Source organism: Bifidobacterium aerophilum, from assembly GCF_010667685.1.
Classification (GTDB): domain Bacteria; phylum Actinomycetota; class Actinomycetes; order Actinomycetales; family Bifidobacteriaceae; genus Bifidobacterium; species Bifidobacterium aerophilum.
In genome coordinates, this window is record NZ_WHZW01000017.1 from 15925 (window position 1) to 33751 (window position 17827).

Consider the following 17827-nt stretch of genomic DNA (forward strand, 5'->3'; position numbering starts at 1 on the left):
GTGCCCGTCGGTGCGGCTACAGGCTCACGTGCCGCTGGAACGCCATCGGCTTCCTCGCCTTGGCCGTGTTGCTGTACAGTTCCAGCTGGAACTCGCACTTCTCGGCGTTCGTGACCGACGACGTGAACTCGTAGATGAGCCCGCTGTCGAGGTTCGAGACGCGCGTGATCCGGTATCCCGGCGTCTTCGGCGCGCATTCCAGCAGCTGCGCCTCCGCCTTGTCGATCGCGATGGCCGCGATCGTTTCCGTCGCATGGTACAGGTTCAGCGCGTAGCGCGTGGACAGTGCCTGGTACAGCGAATCATGCGCGAAATCGCCCTGCTCGACCCCGGCGCACAGGTAATACGGGATGTACGTGTCCTCCAGCAGCACAGGATTGCCGTCGGCGCAGCGCAGGCGCTTCAAATGGAAGACCTGCCGCTGGCTGGCCGGCAGCCGCAGGCGCTCGCGAATGACGGCCGGAGCGGGGGAGGGAACGTTGCCGGCGGCGCCCGAGCTCGCGTCCGCTTCCGCGTCGAGATCGACGACTTCGTTGACCAGCACGACCGAGCTCGGCTCGGCTCCCAGCTCGCGCATGTTCTCGGTGAAGTTGTACAGGCCGCCGATCGTGCGCTTCATTTTCGGACTGGCGACGAACGATCCGCGTCCGCGATGGCGGATCACCAGGCCTTCGTCGACCAGCTGGTCCATCGCCTGCCGCACGGTGGTGCGGCTGACGTGCAACGCGTCGACCAGCGCGTTTTCGGTGGGCAGCTTGTCTCCCGGCGCGAGCGCGCCGGAGCGGATCTGCTGGCGCAGCGCCGACGTCATCTGTTCGTACAGCGGCAGCGCGGCGTCCATCGACAATTGCAGACGTTCCACGATCTCGTTCGGTTCCATGTCGCCCCTTTCCGTGCGGTCGCCCATACGGCGCGCCCAGTTCGGGCCATGCCGGCGGCGTGCTCGCGATGTCCCATTCCTTCCGCACCTTCCATAGGTACGAAACGACCCATACAACTACGCGTCGTCCTCCAGTGTAGCGATGCGTGACGCCGGCGTGGTCGAGTTGTTTTATTTGCATCAATAGTTATAATCATATCATACAAATAACGGAGCGGCATGAAGACGTCGGCGAACATGTGCCGGCCCATTCCGTTTCGTGACATCACGGCAACCATGCAAAGGAGCAGCCATCATGCACGCACTGGCATTCGACGTGGGCGGCACGAAAATCGCCGCAGGATTGTGCGACGACGAGGACCGCATCATCCACCGCTGGCGCATACCCACGCCGCACGATCCCGCGGACATCGACGCGGCCATCGCCGGCATCTACCGCGAAGCGAAGGGCCTGTGCGAATCCGGCGGAACGGTCGGGGCATCCGGCGGAACGGCCGATTCGGCCGATCGGTCCGGCATCGGCTCGATCGGCATCTCGGCCTGCGGCAACGTCACCTCCGACCGCCGTACCATGAGCTTCGCGCCCAACATCGCCGCATGGCACGACTATCCGCTGGCTGACACCGTCGAAGCGGCGATCGGCCACGAATGCCCGGTGATGGTCGAAAACGACGCCAACTGCGCCGGATGGGGCGAATACGTGCACGGTGCCGGCCGTGGCAGCGCATACATGGTGCTGCTCACCGTAGGCACCGGTCTGGGCGGCGCGATCATCGCCGACGGAAAACTGTACCGGGGCGCGTTCGGCATGGCCGGCGAACTCGGGCACGTCGCGATGGTCCCGGACGGGGATTTCTGCGGATGCGGCCTGCGCGGCTGCGCGGAACGCTACATTTCCGGCAACGCGCTCGAACGGTTCGCGCGATCCGCCGTGCGGCGCTATCCGGACCGTGCCGGACGGCTCATGGAACTGTGCGGCGGGAACGTCGACCACCTGCGCGGCGCGATGATCGCCCAGGCGGTGAAGGAGGGCGACTCGCTGGCGCAATACGCATTCGACAAGATCGGCGAATGGCTCGGACGCGTGATGGCGCAGGCCAGCGCGGTGCTCGACCCCGAACTGTACGTGATCGGCGGAGGCGTGGTCGAAGTGGGGGATGTCCTGCTTGGCCCGGCGCGCCGCAACTTCGACCGCTTCCTGGAGGCGGGCGCGCACCGTCCGCACGCGCGGATCGTGGCCGCCGAAGCCGGGCAGGACGCCGGCCTGATCGGGGCCGCGAACCTTTCGCGTCAGGTGACGGCCGGCTGAGTCCGTCCGAGCCGTGGCGTTCCGTTGCCCGGACGCACGCATCGAAACGGCCGTAACCCGGCGGGAGCGAGACGTTCCCGTCAGGTTACGGCCTTTGCGTGATGCGTGCAGATGCGTGCGCATCGAAAAACGGCCGTAACCCCGCAGGAATATCAATCCCCGCAGGGGCTGCGGCCGTTCTCTTCAGCGCTTGACGCGGATGCCGTAGTAGTCCATCACGAGCTCGCAGAACATCATGTTCGCCCAGGAGAACCACGGGCGCGTGTACCGCGACGGATCGTCGACGTCGACGCCTTCGTGCATGAGGTCCGTTCCGTCGTCGATCGCAACCAGATCGTCGAGAATGCGGCGCTTGACGTCCGCGTCGTCGCTGGTCAGGCCCTCCAACGCCATCGCGATCGGCCATACGTATCCTTCCGGCGTGTGCGGCGAACCGATGCCGGACGCGAACCGGCCCGTGTAGTAATACGGGTTCTCGTCGCTGAGCACCGTGCGCCGGGTAGCCGCATACCGCGGCGTGCTGGTGGACGCGTAGCCGAGATAGGCCGCGGACAGCAGGCTGGGCACGTTCGCGTCGTCCATCACGTTGAAGTGGCCCATGCCGTCGGTCTCGTACGCGTAGATCTCCTCGCCGTCGCGGTTCGTCGTGATCGCGTCCTTCTCGATCGCGCAACGGATCTCGTCGCCGATCCTGCGCGCGCGGCGCACGATGGCCGGATCGTCGAGGATCTTGGAGAAGATGCGTTCGACGTAACTGAGGATCACCACCGCGAACATGTTCGCGGGCACGAGATAGCCGTACGTGCAGGCGTCGTCGGCCGGGCGGAACCCGGACCACGTCATGCCGTCGGCCGCGACGGGCGTGCCCTTGCCGCCGTCGGGCAGCGTGTCGATATCCCGAGCATCGAGCCGCTGGAACGTGTACGGCGAACGGTTGCGGTGATCCTGTTCGGTTTCGATGACCTGCAGCACGCGCTTGACGCCGGCGACGAACGTGGCGTCGAACTGGTCGGTGCGGCCGGTATTGCGGTACAGCAGCCACGCGAGCTGCACCGGATAGCACAGCGAATCCAGCTCGTACTTGCGTTCCCAGACCCACGGGCTCTGCTCCTCGGTGATGTCGTCCGGCCAGTTCGTGCCGGTCGCATGCCGGTTGAACGCGTTCGCGTACGGGTCGATGGTGATGTACATGAACTGGCGCTTGACCAGTCCGGCGATCATGTCGGCGAGTTCGGGATCGTCGGCGGCGAGCGGCAGGTACGGGCGGACCTGCGCGGTCGAATCACGCAGCCACATCGCCGGGATATCGCCGGTGATGACGTACGTGGTGCCGTCCTCAAGCCGGTCGACGGTGGTGAGCAGCGTATCCGCGAACGTGTTGGCGAACACGCGCGACCAGTCGGCGTGCTCGGCGCCGCACAGTTTCGTGATGCGGTTGATGAAGTCCTGGACGGATTCGGGGATTGCGGCGTATGGCATGGGTTGTCCTTTCGATGGTCGTGATGATTCGATGGTCATGATGATGCCGTCGGGACTCATGCCCCGACGGCGGATGGATTGTGCGGGATGCGAATCGGCGGACCCGGTCCGTGCGGTCAGGTTCCGCCGATTCGAAGGCGGACGAACGTTATTCGAGCGGTTTCGCGTCGGGCAGCATGCCCTGCGTCTCCTTGACGTGTCCCCATTCGGTCTTCCAACCGTCGACGAACGCGGATTCGACGCCGCTCCAGTCGCCGGTGCCCTGCACGTATTCGACGAGTGCGTTGACGATGTTGTCCTTGAACTGCTGGTTGGGCAGGCCGACGTTGTAGATGTACTTCTTGCCCTGCTTGGCGAGGGCCTCGGCGCCGATGGCCACTTCGTTGGTGGGCTGGTCGTCGGCGCCGAACGTGGTGAACGGCGCGGAATAGTCCATCTCCTTGGATATGACCTCCTTGCCCTTGTCGGAGGAGATCATCCACTTCATGAACTTGAGCGCGGCCTGCCGGTCCTTTTCGCTCGCGTTCTTGTTCAGACCCCACTGCGCGTCGTACACGGCCATCGCGCCGTAGTCCTCCTCGCCGGGCACGCCGATCCAGTACGGCAGCACGCCGATGTCGCCCGGCGCGATCTCGTTGTCCTTGAGCTGCGAGTAGATCCAGGTGCCGTTGTTGTAGAACGCGACCCTGCCGAGCGCGAACTGCGAGGTCGAATCGTCGAGCGGGAACGAGCTGATCATCATCTTGCTTTCGGGATTGTTGTTCGCCTGCAGGTCGAACATCTCCTTGAACTGCGCCACGTACTTGCCGGTGATTTCCGGCTTGAACGTGATGTTGTCGTCGCGCAGTTCGGCGGAGATCGGCAGTCGCGCCATGTGATCGCCGTACCGGTACGAGCCGGACGAGTCGAGATTCGGCGTGGTCCAGGCTCCGTCGAGTCCGAGGTCGTCCTTGTGCTGCTGAATGCTTTCGACCACGGATTTCAACGTGTCGAAATCGGTGATGTCGTCGGCCGAGCCGATCACGGCGTAATCCTTGGCGCAGTAGTCGGCGATGATCTTCTTGTTGTACAGGATGCCGTTGTATTCGGTGACGTACGGTATCGAATACACGTTGTCTCCGTCGCCCATGGCCGCGCTCTTGCCGTCTTCGGTCAGCAGGCCGTACAGTTCGGTGTCCTGCAGCGGGGCGAGATAGTCCTTGACCTTGAAGTAGGTCGCGTAGCCGACGACGCTAAACATGGTCGGCGGGTTCGATTTGGCGAGTTCGGACGGCAACGCCGTATCGTAGCTGACCGCGCCACCGGTGGAGACGGTGACGGGGATGCCGGTCTCGTCGGTGAACGCTTCGGCGAGCTCCTGGAATTCCGTGATGTTCTCCGATTTGCTGTTGAGGAAATAGACCTGGCCGTTGGCCGAGTTCGCGGCGGTGCCCGAGCCGCAGGCGGCGAGCGGGGCGACGAGCAGTAGGGATGCAGTGGTCGCGGCGAATGCGGCTCGGACGGTGGCCTTGGTGCGCCGGGCCGTGCGCTCGGACGGGATGTACTGGAACGTGCGCCGGGACGGGATGATTCGTGCCATGGGTTCCTCCTTGAATCGATGGCGGTGGGAGTTGCGCGCTGGATGCTGGGGCGCGATGCGCCGGTGGATGCTTGCCGGACGCGGCAATGCTGCGGTGTCGGTATGCGACAGGCCGGGTCGTGCGTGTGGTAGCGGTGGCGCGCGATCCGGCCTGATGCGGAAGGTGGGTGGGGAGGTAGGGAAAACGGCTGCTGCCGGACGAGTCGGCGTCTAGCAGCAGCCGAAGGATGATGCCGTCGATGCGTGGGAATGATGCCGTCGCGCCGGGCGGAGAGCCGTCCAAACCCGGCGGCGGCATCATTCCCACGCATTCGCTGTGCGGTGTGGGGACGCCGCCGACGGCTCAGCGCTTGAGGTCGAGCACGACCGGGACGGAGCGGTAGCCGACGCCCATGCGGTCGATGCCCATGTCGATGAGCTTGAGGAAGTGCTCGCGGGTGCGGATGCAGCCGGAGCCCTTGATCTTGACGCGGCCCTTGATCTGGTCCATCATGATCGCGATGACCTCCGGGGTGGCGCCGTGCGCCTCGTAGCCGGTGAGGAAGCCGGTGCTGGTCTTGGCGAAGTCGATGCCGGCGTTGACGATGCACTCGCAGCCCTGGCGGATCTGCTCCTCGTTGAGGGCGTCGGTCTCCAGGATGGCCTTGATCTGGCGGCCGTACTTGTGCGCGGCCTTGGCGCAGGCTTCGAGGTCGGCGGTCACCTTGTCGTACTGGCCGCCGCGCAGCCAGCCGAAGTTGGCGACGATGTCCACCTCGCGAACGGAATCGTACTTGGCGACCTGTTCGATCTGTGCGACCTTGGATTCGGTGGAGCTGGTGCCGAACGGGAAGTCGGTGACCGGGCACAGCATGGTGTCGCTGCCCTTGACGTACGGCTCGCACAGGTCCATGTAGCCGGGGTTGATGCAGATGGTCGCACAGCCGAGTTCGACGCCGTCCTTGGTCAGGTCGATGATCTGCTGTTCGGTGAACTCCGGCTTGAGGACGGAGTAGTCGATGTAGGCGGCGAGTTCGCGCTGGGACATTTCGGCGGCCGGCTTGGTGGGCTTCATGGTGATCGTTTCCTTTCTTGCTCAATCGGTGCGTGATGTTGCGGTTGTGGTGGTTTTGCCGTTGCCGTACATCCCGAGGGATTGATTTATTTGTTTAATTTGTATGATACATTTAGTATGAACGTGAGGTTTGATATTGTCAATCGGGCGGGTCCGGACGGCGTGTCGCAAGGAATGACGCGGCATGCGGCGGATTTCGGCTGATGGAAAGGACGCTGACAATGACATATGGATATGCCGATATCGCGCGGGATATCAATGTTCTGGCCGATTTCTGCGGTCCGCGCGACATCGCACGGCCGGACCGGGACTCATTGCGCGCGGCGTTCGGCATTGAACGGGCCGACGTGATGGTGCTGTTCGGCGGAAGCATCGTCGCGGGCGGCGACGTGCTGGCCGAAGGCATGCGGGCCGGCGTCGCGCGGCGATACATGATCGTCGGCGGGGCCGGGCACACCACACAGACCCTGCGCGACATGATGCATGGCCTGCATCCGGACATCGACGTCGACGGACGGTGCGAAGCGGACATCTTCGCCGACTACTTGGCCGCGCGGTACGGGCTGCGGCCCGACCTGCTCGAACGCGAGTCGACCAACTGCGGCAACAACATCACCAACATGCTCGACGTGCTGTGTGGCGCGGGCGTGCCATGCGGCAGCGCGATCCTCGTGCAGGACGCCTCGATGCAGCGGCGTATGTCCGCCGGGCTGTCCAAGTACGCGCCGAAGACGACCGTGGTGAACTACGCGGCGTACCGCACACGGGTGCGGGTCACGGCCGGTGACGGCGCGGCGACTGTCACCGGGGTGGGAGGCGCCGCCGTTTGCGGAATGATGGAATACGACAACCCGCAGACGGGCATGTGGCGCATGGAACGGTACGTCAACCTGCTGATGGGCGAGATCCCGAGACTGCGCGACGATGCGAACGGGTACGGGCCGGCCGGGCGTGGATACATCACCCATGTGGACGTGCCCGATACCGTGCTGGCCGCGCACGCGCGACTGTGCACGGTGTTCGGAACGGCTGGACGCGCGGCCAACCCGGCCTTCGCGAGCAAAGAATAAGCGCCGAACCGTGAAAGCGCCTGTCGGCGCAAAGGCCGCTCGCAGCGGCAAAAAATGGAGCCCGGGGCTATGCACGGCCCGACGCGAATACTCAGTATAGCGGGTGGGCCGCTTCCGCGGTGCCGGTGTGTTGATTCGTTTTGCTGGTCCGCGTTGAGGCTGTGGATTTCGCAGACTTTGAGGCAGATTTCCGGCGCGGCAACGGTCTTTCTCCAAATCCTGAGGCAGGTGGCGGAGCCGTATCGCATGATTACACCCCCGAAATTGTCCACTGCGGCTCCGGTACGGATGACGACCGCCTCACAGTTTGGAGAAAGACCTTTGAACGGTACAGAATCTGCCTCAGGGTTTGAGGAAAGATGCGCACCCCTGGAGAACTACTCCAGCTTGCCGCGGCGCCACAGATTCGCGCCGTGCCGGAAATCGTGAGCAGTGACCTGCAGGTTGCCGGCGGTGTGCAGGATCCGCGCGGCCTTGTCGCGCTTCTCGGAAGCGCTCAGATGCTTCGCCTCGACGCGCAGTCCCAGCACCACTACGTCCACGAACGCCGCCGCGCGGTCCAACGCCACGGCGAAATCCCCGGTGAACGCGCCGGCCAGAATCGAATCGGCCGTCCGCTCGATGTCTGCCTCGGTCGGCGCATCGTCCACGCCGGCGATTGCCGACGCCGCCGTCGCGACCGGCTCCCCGATCCGCCACAGCCGCGCGATCGACGCGTCATGTGCGCGCATCCACGAACGCAGCAGATACAGCCGCCACAGGATTCCCGGCAGCGAGTCCGGTTCCGCATGGCTCCACAGTTCGGCGATCACGTCCACGCCTTCGCGGTCGACCAGCGTCAGCACGCGTGTCACGACCTCGGGGTCGGCCGTATGATGCACACGATCCAGCAGTGCGGCGGCCGACGCGTGGCTGATCTCGCTGATCACGCTGGGATCGGCGCCGCCCGCGATGCCGTCGACGATCGCCGGGTCGAGCTGTCCGGGCCTGTTCGGGCGCGGCGAACCGGTGGGCGTAAAGGCGGTGCGGCTCGCGACGACCGAACCGGAACCGTGATGCAGGGCGTTAGTAGACAAGTGGCGAAACCTTCTGAATATCGATGATGCGCGGCCCCTCGGGCGAGGAGACGACGAACAACGATACCGCAGTGCCGGTCGGCATGTACGGCGATTTCGCAATCAGCCGTTTGGTGAGCGACTTCGAGGCGCACAACTCGCGCAGATGATCGAAGATGCCGCCGATCACCGGGCGGTGCATGCAGACGGCCACCGTCTCGCGGTGCTCCAGCGCATAATCGATCTCCTCAAGGAAGCAGTCCCACGCACGGTTCGGGTTTTCGGCGAACGCGTCCTCGGTGAGCGCGTCGAGATGCGTCATCGGACGGTTCGTCTGCCACGAGAACACGTGCAGCGTCTCCTGGCAGCGCATCCACGGCGACGTGGCGAGCCTGGTCGGGTTGTAGCAGGCGAGCTCGCGGTTGAGCGCGTACGCGGCGGCGGCCCCGCGCGGCGTGATCGGACGGTTTTCGTCCGTTCCGTTCCACGTCTTGCGCGCCTCGGCCTTCGCGTGGCGCACGATGATGACGTTCTGCGCGTCGGCCGCGCCCTCCTGCAGGCGGTCCACGAACAGCGCGAGCACGTCCTTGTCGGTCGAATGGGAGAGGATCTTGCGCGCCTCGGTGACCGTCACCCAGATGATGTCGTCGATCTCGCCGATATCGGCGCGATGCACCGGACCGAACGCGTCGATGAGCTGTTCGGCCTCGACGGCGTCGATCGGCGTGGCCATCCAGTACAGGATGTGCTTCGTGTCGACCGTGCGGTCCTTGGAACGGCGGGTTTTGCTGCCTTCCTCGGCCAGTGGGTATTCGATCTCGCCCAGATACGGGCCGAGCTCGACCGAAACGCCGGTCTCCTCGCTCATCTCGCGCACTGCGGCGTGACGGTGGGACTCGTTGAGCTCGAGCTTGCCCTTCGGCCAGCTCCAGTCGTCGTATTTCGGACGATGGACGATGCAGACCTCGATGCGGTCGAGCAGGTCGTCGGCGGCGTCCGTATGCGGATCGGACTGCGCCTCCTCGGGGGCGATGCGGTAGAGGATGCCCCCGGCCGCTTCCACGATACGTCTCATCTTGCCCATCCTCCCATTGTATGGCGGTCGCGACGGGAACCGCTACGTAGTCGCCCCCGAAACGACGATGGCCGACCCCATCTCGGGATCGGCCATCGGACTTCATCGAATTGTTAGCGTGAACAATCCTAGCACGTCAGCTGACGGTCATCGGCAGACGATCAGTTGTTCGTGCGCGGGCGACGCGTGTGCTTCTTGATCAGCAACTCCTGGCTGTCGGTCAGCAGGCTGCCGTCGTCGGCGTGGGAGACGTGCAGATACGTGCCGTCCGGCTGCATGTGCCAGGAGGCGACCGTATCGGACATCTGCATGTCGACGTACTTGATCAGCTCGTCCACCTGCTCGGGCGCTGTGATGCGCACCAGCGCCTCGACGCGGCGGTCGAGGTTGCGGTGCATCAGATCGGCCGAACCGATCCACACCTCCGGGCCGGACATCGGGCCCTCGCCGATCTGCGGGCCGTCCGAGTTGGCGAACGCGTAGATGCGGCTGTGCTCGAGGAAGCGGCCAAGGATCGAACGCACGCGGATATTGTCGGACAGTCCCGGAACGCCGGGCTTGAGCGAGCAGATGCCGCGTTCGACGATGTCGATCTTCACGCCGGCCTGGCTGGCTCGATACAGGGCGTCGATGGTCTTCTCGTCGACGATCGAGTTGACCTTGATCTTGATCCACGCCTCCTTGCCGGCGCGGGCGGCGTCCTCCTCGCGGCGGATGCGCTGGATCAGGCCGGAGCGGATCGTGCGCGGCGCGACCAGCAGACGGTGGAAGCTGGACTTCGGCGCGTATCCGGACAGCTGGTTGAACAGGCGGGTCAGATCCTGGCCGACGACCGGATCGCAGGTCAGCAGGCCCAGATCGGTGTACAGACGCGCGGTCTTCGGGTTGTAGTTGCCCGTGCCGACGTGGCAGTAACGCTTGAGGCCGTCCTGCTCCTGGCGCACGACAAGGCTCAGCTTGCAGTGCGTCTTCAGGCCGACGATGCCGTAGACGACGTGCACGCCGGCGCGTTCGAGCTTGCGCGCCCACATGATGTTCGCGTCCTCGTCGAAACGGGCCTTGATCTCGACCAGCGCCAGCACCTGCTTGCCGGCGTGCGCGGCGTCGACCAGCGCGTCGATGATCGGCGAGTTCGAGCTCGTGCGGTACAGCGTCTGCTTGATGGCTAGAACCTTAGGATCCGCAGCAGCCTGTGCCAGAAAGGCCTGAACAGACGTCGAAAACGAGTCGTACGGGTGGTGCAGCAGGATGTCGCGCTCGCGGATGGCGGCGAAGATGTCCTGCGCACGGCTCGACTCGACCTCGGCGATCTGACGGTTCGTGGTCGGGATGAACGGCGAGTACTTGAGATCCGGACGATCCAGGCTCTGCAGCTCGAACAGCAGCTTCATGTCGAGCGGCGCGGGCAGGCGATAGACCTCGTCCGCGCTCACGCCGAGCTGGTCGGCGAGCAGCTGGGAGAGGAACGGGCTGGTCGCGTCGGAGATCTCGAGACGGATCGGCGGTCCGAAGCGGCGGCGCAGCAGCTCCTTCTCCATCGCGTTGAGCAGGTTCTCGGCGTCGTCTTCCTCGACGTCGATGTCCTCGTTGCGGGTGACGCGGAACGAGCGCGCCTCCTTGATGATCATGCCCGGGAACAGGGATTCCAGATGGGCGATGATGAGGTTCTCCATCGTGATGAAGCCGTAGCGGACGTCGCCGGAATCGTCCTCGGTCATGTCGTCGACGGGGACCAGACGGTTCAGGTTGCCCGGGATCTTGACGCGGGCGAAGTGCGACTTGCCGGAGGTCGGGTTCTCGACGAGCACCGCGAGGTTGATCGAATTGCCGGAGATGTACGGGAACGGGTGGGCCGGGTCCACCGCGAGCGGCGTGAGGACCGGGAAGACCTGCTGGCGGTAGTAGCGCGACAGGCGCTCCTGCTCGGCCGCGGTGAGCTTGTCCCAGCTCAGCAGGACGATGCGCTCCTTGGCGAGGGCGGGCAGGATGTGGTCGATCGCGTAGTGCGCGTGCTCGTCCTGCAGACGGTGCGCCTGGTCGCTGATCGCGCGCAGCTGCTGGCGCGGGCTCAGGCCGCTTGCCGACGGGACGGCGATGCCCGAGTTGATGCGGCGCTTGAGGCCGGCGACGCGGACCATGAAGAACTCGTCGAGGTTGGAGGCGAAGATCGCGGCGAAGTTGGCGCGTTCGAGGATCGGCTGGTCCTCGTCTTCGGCCAGCTCGAGGACGCGCTTGTTGAACTTGAGCCAGCTCAGCTCGCGGTCGAAGAAGCGATCCGGCGGCAACGGCTGCTCGTCGGGACGCGTCTCACGGCGATCGTTTTTGTCCGTTTCGGCGATGTGTTCCGCGATCTGGCTGCGGAGAATCGCCTTTGAGGGTGCGTCAAATATCTGTGCCATACTGCACTACTTTATGCGGTGGAATGTGCGCAACGCGAGAACATGTCTCATAATTCAACGGCAGTTCACGTTCGGCGGGGAGCGGGGCGGGCGGGGGCGTGGCGCTGGTGCGGTGTGCGTGTGGCGTGGGTGGGGCGCGGGTGCATCGTGCGCGGAGCGACACGCCGTGCGGGCGGCCGAAACGCACAGGATCTCACATGTATCCCGTTCGATTCGAACGTGACCGCGCACGACGGCGTGCGACGCGTGATCGAACGCACAGTTACGCAAAAAATCTCACATGGGTATGGGCCAAGTTGCGGGTCGCGGGAGGTGCAACTAGATTATGGAAGTACCAAAACAACCGAATAGAGCAGAGCCCACAATGAGTGTATGGTCACGAAAGACTGTTACGTTGAACGGGCATTGGAAAGACTTACCGTTACGACGATGATGTTGTGCAGAGATTCTGCTCCGGCTGCTTTGGAGAAAAGACCCGCTTCGGCGGGTCTTTTCGTTTGTTCGGAGGTCGTTTGGGGTATTAGGGGTTGGGTTATAGGAACTAAACGTGGTGTTTTAGACTCCGGTTTCTAGTTGGTTTGGTCCCATTCGACGTGGGTGTGGAAGTCGTTCCGGTCGATGCTGTTGCCGTATTCGGGCTCGCCCGTATTGTCGCGTCGTTGCCTGACGGCGCGGCCGGCCTCGTCGCTTTCCGATGCTCTGGACGTATCGGTGATTCGGGTTTCGGATTCCGGCTTTTCATGTAGCACACCCATTCGCAGGCGCGTTTCATATGCTCCTCGGGGCTATAGGAACAAAAGTGTTGTTTTAGATTCGGGTTATAGGTCAAATTGTGTGTTTGGTGGTCTGGTCGTTCGGCGGCCATTGTGCTCGGGTGTGGGAGTCGGTCGAGCCGATGCTTATGCGGGCTCTATCAGGCACTATGCCTGTCGTTGGCGTGCCACGGTAGCGGATTTAAGGCGATTTGGGGCTACCGTGGCAAGCGTCGTGATGGTGGGGAAATCCCGTCATTTCGAAAATGGCGGAATTCCGCGGTTTTGCGAGGGCGCATGTTGTCCCGGTTCGCGCAGTAACCGTTTACCCTCCCTACCGTGGCAAAAGTGTGTGCCACGGTAGCGGTTTTTCGTCGATTTTCCTCTACCGTGGCACAAAAGAAGCATGACGGCCCCGCGAAGCCTCGGGTGTGTGTATGCCATGCGTTCGAGTTCTCCGCGGGGTGGGGCGCGGATTGGCTGCGCTTCCCTGTGGGCCGTGCGTGCGGGTTATCCACACCCCCGTATTGTTATCCACAAAAAATGTGGACAGACACGCCGAGTGTGGATAACTCGGTACCTTTCGACCACACACCCTGTTTTCTTCGATCCAGGCGGCGCGAATGCGGTTCAATCAGCGCATGGATATTGCAACCACCTCAACCGCGCCCCAGCGCTACTACACTCCGCCGGCGGAAGACCGTACATCGCCGCCGAGGACGGCCGTCTCCGGCGCATACGCGCAGCCGGCCCGTCAGGCCTCATACGGCCGAGGCCAGCCTCCCGGCCTCGCCGCCGGCATCGCCATCGAAACCGTCTGCCACAACATCGTCGTCTGCTCCGCCGCCAGTGGCGGCATCGGATTAAGCACGTTCGCTGCCGGCGTCGCCAGGCGGATGGCGGAACGGGACCTGTCCTGCGCGCTGATCGACGTCGATTTTGCGGCGGGCGGGCTCGACGTGTTGCTCGGCGTGGAAAGCGAGCCCGGCATGCGTTTCAATACGATCGACGCGCCGCTCGGACGGTTGGACGGCGAAGCGCTCAACCGCGAACTGCCGGTCTGGGACGACGTGCGTGTCCTGCCCGGCAACCCATGGAACGGCGGGATGCCGGACTGGTGGCAGACGCAGGCCGCCGTTCGCGCGCTTGCCGAAGCGAACCGCGTGGTCGTCGTGGATGCCGGTCGGGGCGAACTGCTCGACACCATGCAGGACCTGGGATCCGCGGCGCATATCGTCCTCGTCGAGCTGTCCGTGCTCGGACTGGCGAGGGCGAAACGGCACATCGGCGATCTGGAACGGCTGTCGGGCGTGGCGGCTCGATCGTCGGAACGCGTCGCGGACGGCGCGTTTCCGTTGCTGCTGGTCGGCGCGGAGCCTCGCGGCACGGTACGGCGTATCGGCATCGTGTCCGAAGACGAAGCATCCGAATATCTTTCCCGGCCGATCAGCGGACGAATCCGCGCGCATCCGCGACTGTGCGCCGACATCCTGTCCGGACTGGGAATACGGACGATGACGCGGGCGAACCTGCGCGTGATCGACGACGTCTGCGATTGGATCGACCGGCGGCTCGACGGAACGGGCGCGTCATGAACGCCGTCGCCGGATCGGTGGCCTTCGGACCGCTGGAGCCGATCATGGCGGATCCGCAGGTGACGGACGTGACCGTCACCTGCGAAGGCCGTGTGTGGGCTGACCTCGGAGCCGGCATGCGGGAATGTCGTCTGCCGATTCCGTTCCGGTCCCCGCAGGCCGTACGCGACTATGCGGTGCAGCTGTGCGCGCAGCTCGGACGGAGATTGGACGACGCATGCCCGATCGCCGATGCTTCGACGGTGAACGGGCTGCGCGTGCATGCGGTGATCGCGCCGCTCGTGCCGCAAGGCGCGGCCCTGTCGATACGGCTGCCGCCGCGTTCGCCGCCTACCTTGGAATCGCTCTGCGCGGGCGGAATGATGCCGTCGATCTGGCTGCCGGTATTGCGTACTCTCGTGATGCGACGGGCGACGATGCTCATCACCGGCGGCACCGGTGCGGGCAAGACCACATTGCTCAAGGCGCTGCTCGGATTGTGCCCCGCCGACGAACGGATCATCGCCGTGGAAGAAGTTCGCGAACTGGGCATGATCGGGTCGGGCAACCGCGTTTCGCTGGTCACGCGCGAAGCCAATGTGGAAGGGGCCGGCGCGATCGGACTGCCGGAACTGGTCAAGGCCACGCTGCGCATGCGACCGGACCGCGTGGTGCTCGGCGAGTGCCGTGGCGAGGAGATCGCCGACCTGCTGCGTGCATTCAACTCCGGGCATCGCGGCGGCATGGTCACGTTGCATGCCGACGATGTGACGCGCGTGCCGGTACGTCTGTCCGCGCTTGGTCTGCTGGCCGGTCTGCCGGTCGAGGCTACGGCGATGCTGGTCCGGGACGCGTTCGACGCGGTGATCCATGTGGAACGCGAAGCCGACGGGCGGCGTCATATCAGCCAGATCGGGCGATTGAACGCGGCGGGCGCCGACACGGGCTTGGACGGTACGGCATTGCACGGCGAGGTGATCGCCGTCTGGGATGGGATCGGCGCGCCTCTGGCCGGCCCCGGGTGGGCCGATTTCGCCGCCCGATGGCTGTGGGAGCCCGCCCGTGTGGCGTCTTCGTCGACTTCTCCGGCGGCTTCCGGCAATGGGGCGAGGCCTCTTGGGTGGATAGCGGCGGATCTTCCTGACGGGCCCGGCGCGGGCGGGCGGAAGGCGAGATGAAAACGAGCGAACCATGGAGTGACGGGAGACGATCATGATCGGTGATGTCGGCATGGCGGCGGTGGCGGCCTGCGCGGCAGGGGCGGCCTCATTGACGTGGCCCTGTCGAGTCGCGTCATGTGACCGGCGGCTTGCCCTGTTGCGCCGGCACAACGGCATAGGGGGAGAGCGGCATATGACCGGGCGGGACGGGCGGCCTCGCATCGGCGTCGCCGCGGTGATCGCCGCCGCGTGCGCGGCGATGCGCGCCGGCGCGACTTTGGCCGAAGCTTTCGAGCATCAGGCCGATGGCGATTGGGCGGACGGCCGTATGACATCCGGCGCATCGGTCATCGCAGGCTCGTTTGCGACCATGTCGGAGAGCACGCCGGATTCGGTGACATCGAATGAGGTTGTGGCGGACTGCATTCCGAGATGGTCCGCGTCTGCGGGAATCGGTCGCATCACCGTCACTCGGCTGCGCGGCATACTGGCTGGACGTGCACTGCCGAAGGAGCGCGGTCAGCAGATCGAGTCGGTCGCGACGGAACTCGCTGCGGCCGTGCGTCTCAGCGAATCGTCCGGTTGCCCGGCCGTGCGATGCCTGGAGGTTGTGGCGGATTCCTACCGTCGCGCCCGGTTGTTGGACGATCTGCGCGCGCAGGCGTTCGCCGTGCCGCAGGCCACCGTGAAACTGTTGTCCGCATTGCCGCTCATTACCGTGATGCTTGGGGAGTTGCTTGGCGCGAAGCCGCTGTCGTTTCTGTTCGGGTCGACGCAGGGGGCGACCTGTCTCGGTTTGGGAATGTGCTGCTACGCGGCCGGAGTGGCGTGGATGCGCGCGATGCTACGCGATATGGATGGCGGGTGATCGAGAATGCCGGCGATGGTGTCCGTGACGTTGTCCGGGACGGGCTGGGCGGCGGTCGCCGCATGTCTTGCCGGCCTGGCCGCATGGCTGGCTGGCGCGGAGATCGTCGTCTCGCGGCGTATGGACGCTATGCGTGTCCGCACGACGCAGGCTCATGACGATGTGCCGGGGCTGGATGGTGGCGAGGTGTCCGCAGCGACGGTTCTGGCCTTGACGGCCGCCGTGGTAAGGCAGGGCGCCTCGATTCCGCGTGCCGTGGAGACGGTGGGCTCGTCGATCGGAGGGCGTGTGGGGCGTGGGCTGTGCCGGGTCTGCGACGCGTTGCTGCGCGGTGACGACTGGCATGACGCATGGGGCGCGGCCGAAGGCGGTCTGGACGCGGAAACGGCACGCGGCTTCGGTGCGGCGGCTGGTGGGCGCGAACCGGTGTTCGCCATGCTTGAGGAAGCGCTGGAACCGGCATGGCGTCATGGGACCTCGCCGGTGTCCCGATTGGAAACGGCGTTGGAGCAGCTCGACCGCGACGAGCGTTCGCGAATCGAAGAGGCATCGGGCCGACTGACCGTGCGGCTGCTCATGCCGACCGGATTGTGCTTTCTGCCGGCGTTCGTATTCGTCGGCGTGATTCCGTCGATCGTGTCGTTCGTGACATGACGAAAGTTATCCACATCGCCGGTCGGGCCGGGTGTGGTTATCCACAAAAAATGTGGAGGACACGCCGGCCTGTGGATAACCCGGGACCGTTCGACCACATGACTCGTTTTTCGTCCGGTGGACTCGTCGTTTCGTGCATAGTGGCATGCACCGCGGCCATGGTGGCCGGGGACTCAAGTGAAAGGAACGCTATGAGTGACGTGATACCCATCAATGTGGACGGGCAGGCCGGGCTGCTGCTGCATGCCAGGCAGTCCGTCTCCGATCTGCTGGAGCAAGGGCGGCGCGAACTGTGCCGCATCGATGCCCGGATACGCACGCTGGCCGCCGAACCGGAGGAGGGGGCCGCCACGGCCGAATACGCGGTGGTGTTGGTCGCCGCTACCGGATTCGCCGCCGTGCTGGTCGCCATCCTCAAATCCGACGCCATCAAGACGTTGCTGACGAACATCATCAAAAAAGCGTTGAACGTCGGGTGATGGTCATGGCACGACGGGTAGCGGGAGCGCTGTCGGACATCCTGCGCCGTGCTGACAGGGGAGCGGCCACCGCGGAATTCGCGGTGGTGCTTCCCGCCGTCGTGGCGGTGGCGGCGTTGCTGTTCGGACTGTCGCGTGCGGTCATCGTGACCATGGGGTGCCAGGATGCCGCCGCGGCCGTAGCCCGGGAACTGATCGTCGCCGGGAAAGACGGCGGGTTCGACGCCCAGGCGACGGCGCGTGCGGTGGCGGGCGACGGCGTGGCGGTGGCGGTGTCCTACGGTGACGGCGGTTCCGGCGGCACGACGGTGACGGTCGTGGCGCAATGCCCGGTCGTGCCGGATCCGTTGGGCGTCCTGCCGACGCGCGTCACTGGTCGGGCGACCGGGGTCATGCCATGAACGTGGAGCGACGGAGTGATGGGCGGTGGCGCTGCGCCG

The 17827-nt window shown here is 64.9% G+C and carries 16 protein-coding genes; 8 read left to right on the forward strand and 8 right to left on the reverse strand.

Features of this window, described 5'->3' with window-relative positions; all coding sequences use genetic code 11:
- Positions 1–16: 16 nt before the first annotated feature.
- Positions 17–880, reverse strand: a complete 864-nt coding sequence (locus GFD25_RS08545) for a GntR family transcriptional regulator (RefSeq protein WP_163231874.1) — start codon at positions 878–880, stop codon at positions 17–19.
- A gap of 295 nt (positions 881–1175) precedes the next feature.
- On the opposite strand from GFD25_RS08545, the gene GFD25_RS08550 reads away from it, so the two are divergent.
- Positions 1176–2189, forward strand: coding sequence for an ROK family protein (locus tag GFD25_RS08550; protein ID WP_163231876.1), 1014 nt, complete (start codon positions 1176–1178; stop codon positions 2187–2189).
- 183 nt (positions 2190–2372) lie between these two features.
- Here the strand turns inward: GFD25_RS08550 and GFD25_RS08555 are convergent, their stop codons facing one another.
- From GFD25_RS08555 to deoC, 3 genes are all read right to left on the reverse strand, one after another.
- Positions 2373–3668 (reverse strand): glycoside hydrolase family 125 protein, encoded by a 1296-nt coding sequence (locus GFD25_RS08555; protein WP_163231878.1) that lies wholly within the window; start codon positions 3666–3668, stop codon positions 2373–2375.
- A 148-nt stretch (positions 3669–3816) separates the two neighbouring features.
- Positions 3817–5247 (reverse strand): ABC transporter substrate-binding protein, encoded by a 1431-nt coding sequence (locus GFD25_RS08560; RefSeq protein WP_163231880.1) that lies wholly within the window; start codon positions 5245–5247, stop codon positions 3817–3819.
- 343 nt (positions 5248–5590) lie between these two features.
- Positions 5591–6301: a deoxyribose-phosphate aldolase gene (deoC, locus tag GFD25_RS08565; protein WP_163231882.1), complete on the reverse strand. Its 711-nt coding sequence runs from the start codon at positions 6299–6301 to the stop codon at positions 5591–5593.
- Positions 6302–6522: 221 nt separating this feature from the next.
- On the opposite strand from deoC, the gene GFD25_RS08570 reads away from it, so the two are divergent.
- Positions 6523–7371, forward strand: coding sequence for a YdcF family protein (locus GFD25_RS08570; RefSeq protein ID WP_163231884.1), 849 nt, complete (start codon positions 6523–6525; stop codon positions 7369–7371).
- Between the two features lie 377 nt (positions 7372–7748).
- Here GFD25_RS08570 and GFD25_RS08575 read toward each other — a convergent pair whose 3' ends face one another.
- The 4 genes from GFD25_RS08575 to GFD25_RS08590 form a co-directional block, all read right to left on the reverse strand.
- A complete protein-coding gene (locus tag GFD25_RS08575; RefSeq protein ID WP_163231951.1) occupies positions 7749–8432 on the reverse strand; it encodes a hypothetical protein in 684 nt (227 codons plus the stop codon).
- Positions 8433–8436: 4 nt separating this feature from the next.
- Complete coding sequence (locus GFD25_RS08580) at positions 8437–9501, reverse strand: NUDIX hydrolase (protein ID WP_163231949.1); 1065 nt, start codon at positions 9499–9501, stop codon at positions 8437–8439.
- Between the two features lie 161 nt (positions 9502–9662).
- Entirely contained in the window at positions 9663–11900 is a 2238-nt protein-coding gene (locus tag GFD25_RS08585) for an RNA degradosome polyphosphate kinase (RefSeq protein ID WP_163231886.1), read from the reverse strand.
- Between the two features lie 569 nt (positions 11901–12469).
- Positions 12470–12655, reverse strand: a complete 186-nt coding sequence (locus GFD25_RS08590; RefSeq protein WP_163231888.1) for a hypothetical protein — start codon at positions 12653–12655, stop codon at positions 12470–12472.
- A 638-nt stretch (positions 12656–13293) separates the two neighbouring features.
- Here GFD25_RS08590 and GFD25_RS08595 point away from each other — a divergent pair.
- The 6 genes from GFD25_RS08595 (at position 13294) to GFD25_RS08620 (ending at position 17788) form a co-directional block, all read left to right on the forward strand.
- Positions 13294–14247 (forward strand): CpaE-like family protein, encoded by a 954-nt coding sequence (locus GFD25_RS08595; RefSeq protein ID WP_239512507.1) that lies wholly within the window; start codon positions 13294–13296, stop codon positions 14245–14247.
- A complete protein-coding gene (locus GFD25_RS08600) occupies positions 14244–15404 on the forward strand; it encodes a TadA family conjugal transfer-associated ATPase (protein ID WP_163231890.1) in 1161 nt (386 codons plus the stop codon). Before GFD25_RS08595 ends, GFD25_RS08600 begins: the two co-directional genes overlap by 4 nt.
- 52 nt (positions 15405–15456) lie before the next feature.
- On the forward strand, positions 15457–16254 hold the full coding sequence (locus tag GFD25_RS12410) for a type II secretion system F family protein (protein WP_163231892.1): 798 nt from the start codon (positions 15457–15459) through the stop codon (positions 16252–16254).
- A gap of 15 nt (positions 16255–16269) precedes the next feature.
- Entirely contained in the window at positions 16270–16908 is a 639-nt protein-coding gene (locus tag GFD25_RS08610) for a type II secretion system F family protein (protein WP_239512508.1), read from the forward strand.
- Positions 16909–17099: 191 nt separating this feature from the next.
- A complete protein-coding gene (locus tag GFD25_RS08615) occupies positions 17100–17387 on the forward strand; it encodes a DUF4244 domain-containing protein (RefSeq protein WP_163231895.1) in 288 nt (95 codons plus the stop codon).
- 5 nt (positions 17388–17392) lie between these two features.
- Positions 17393–17788, forward strand: coding sequence for a TadE family type IV pilus minor pilin (locus tag GFD25_RS08620; protein WP_163231897.1), 396 nt, complete (start codon positions 17393–17395; stop codon positions 17786–17788).
- The last annotated feature ends 39 nt before the right edge of the window (positions 17789–17827 follow it).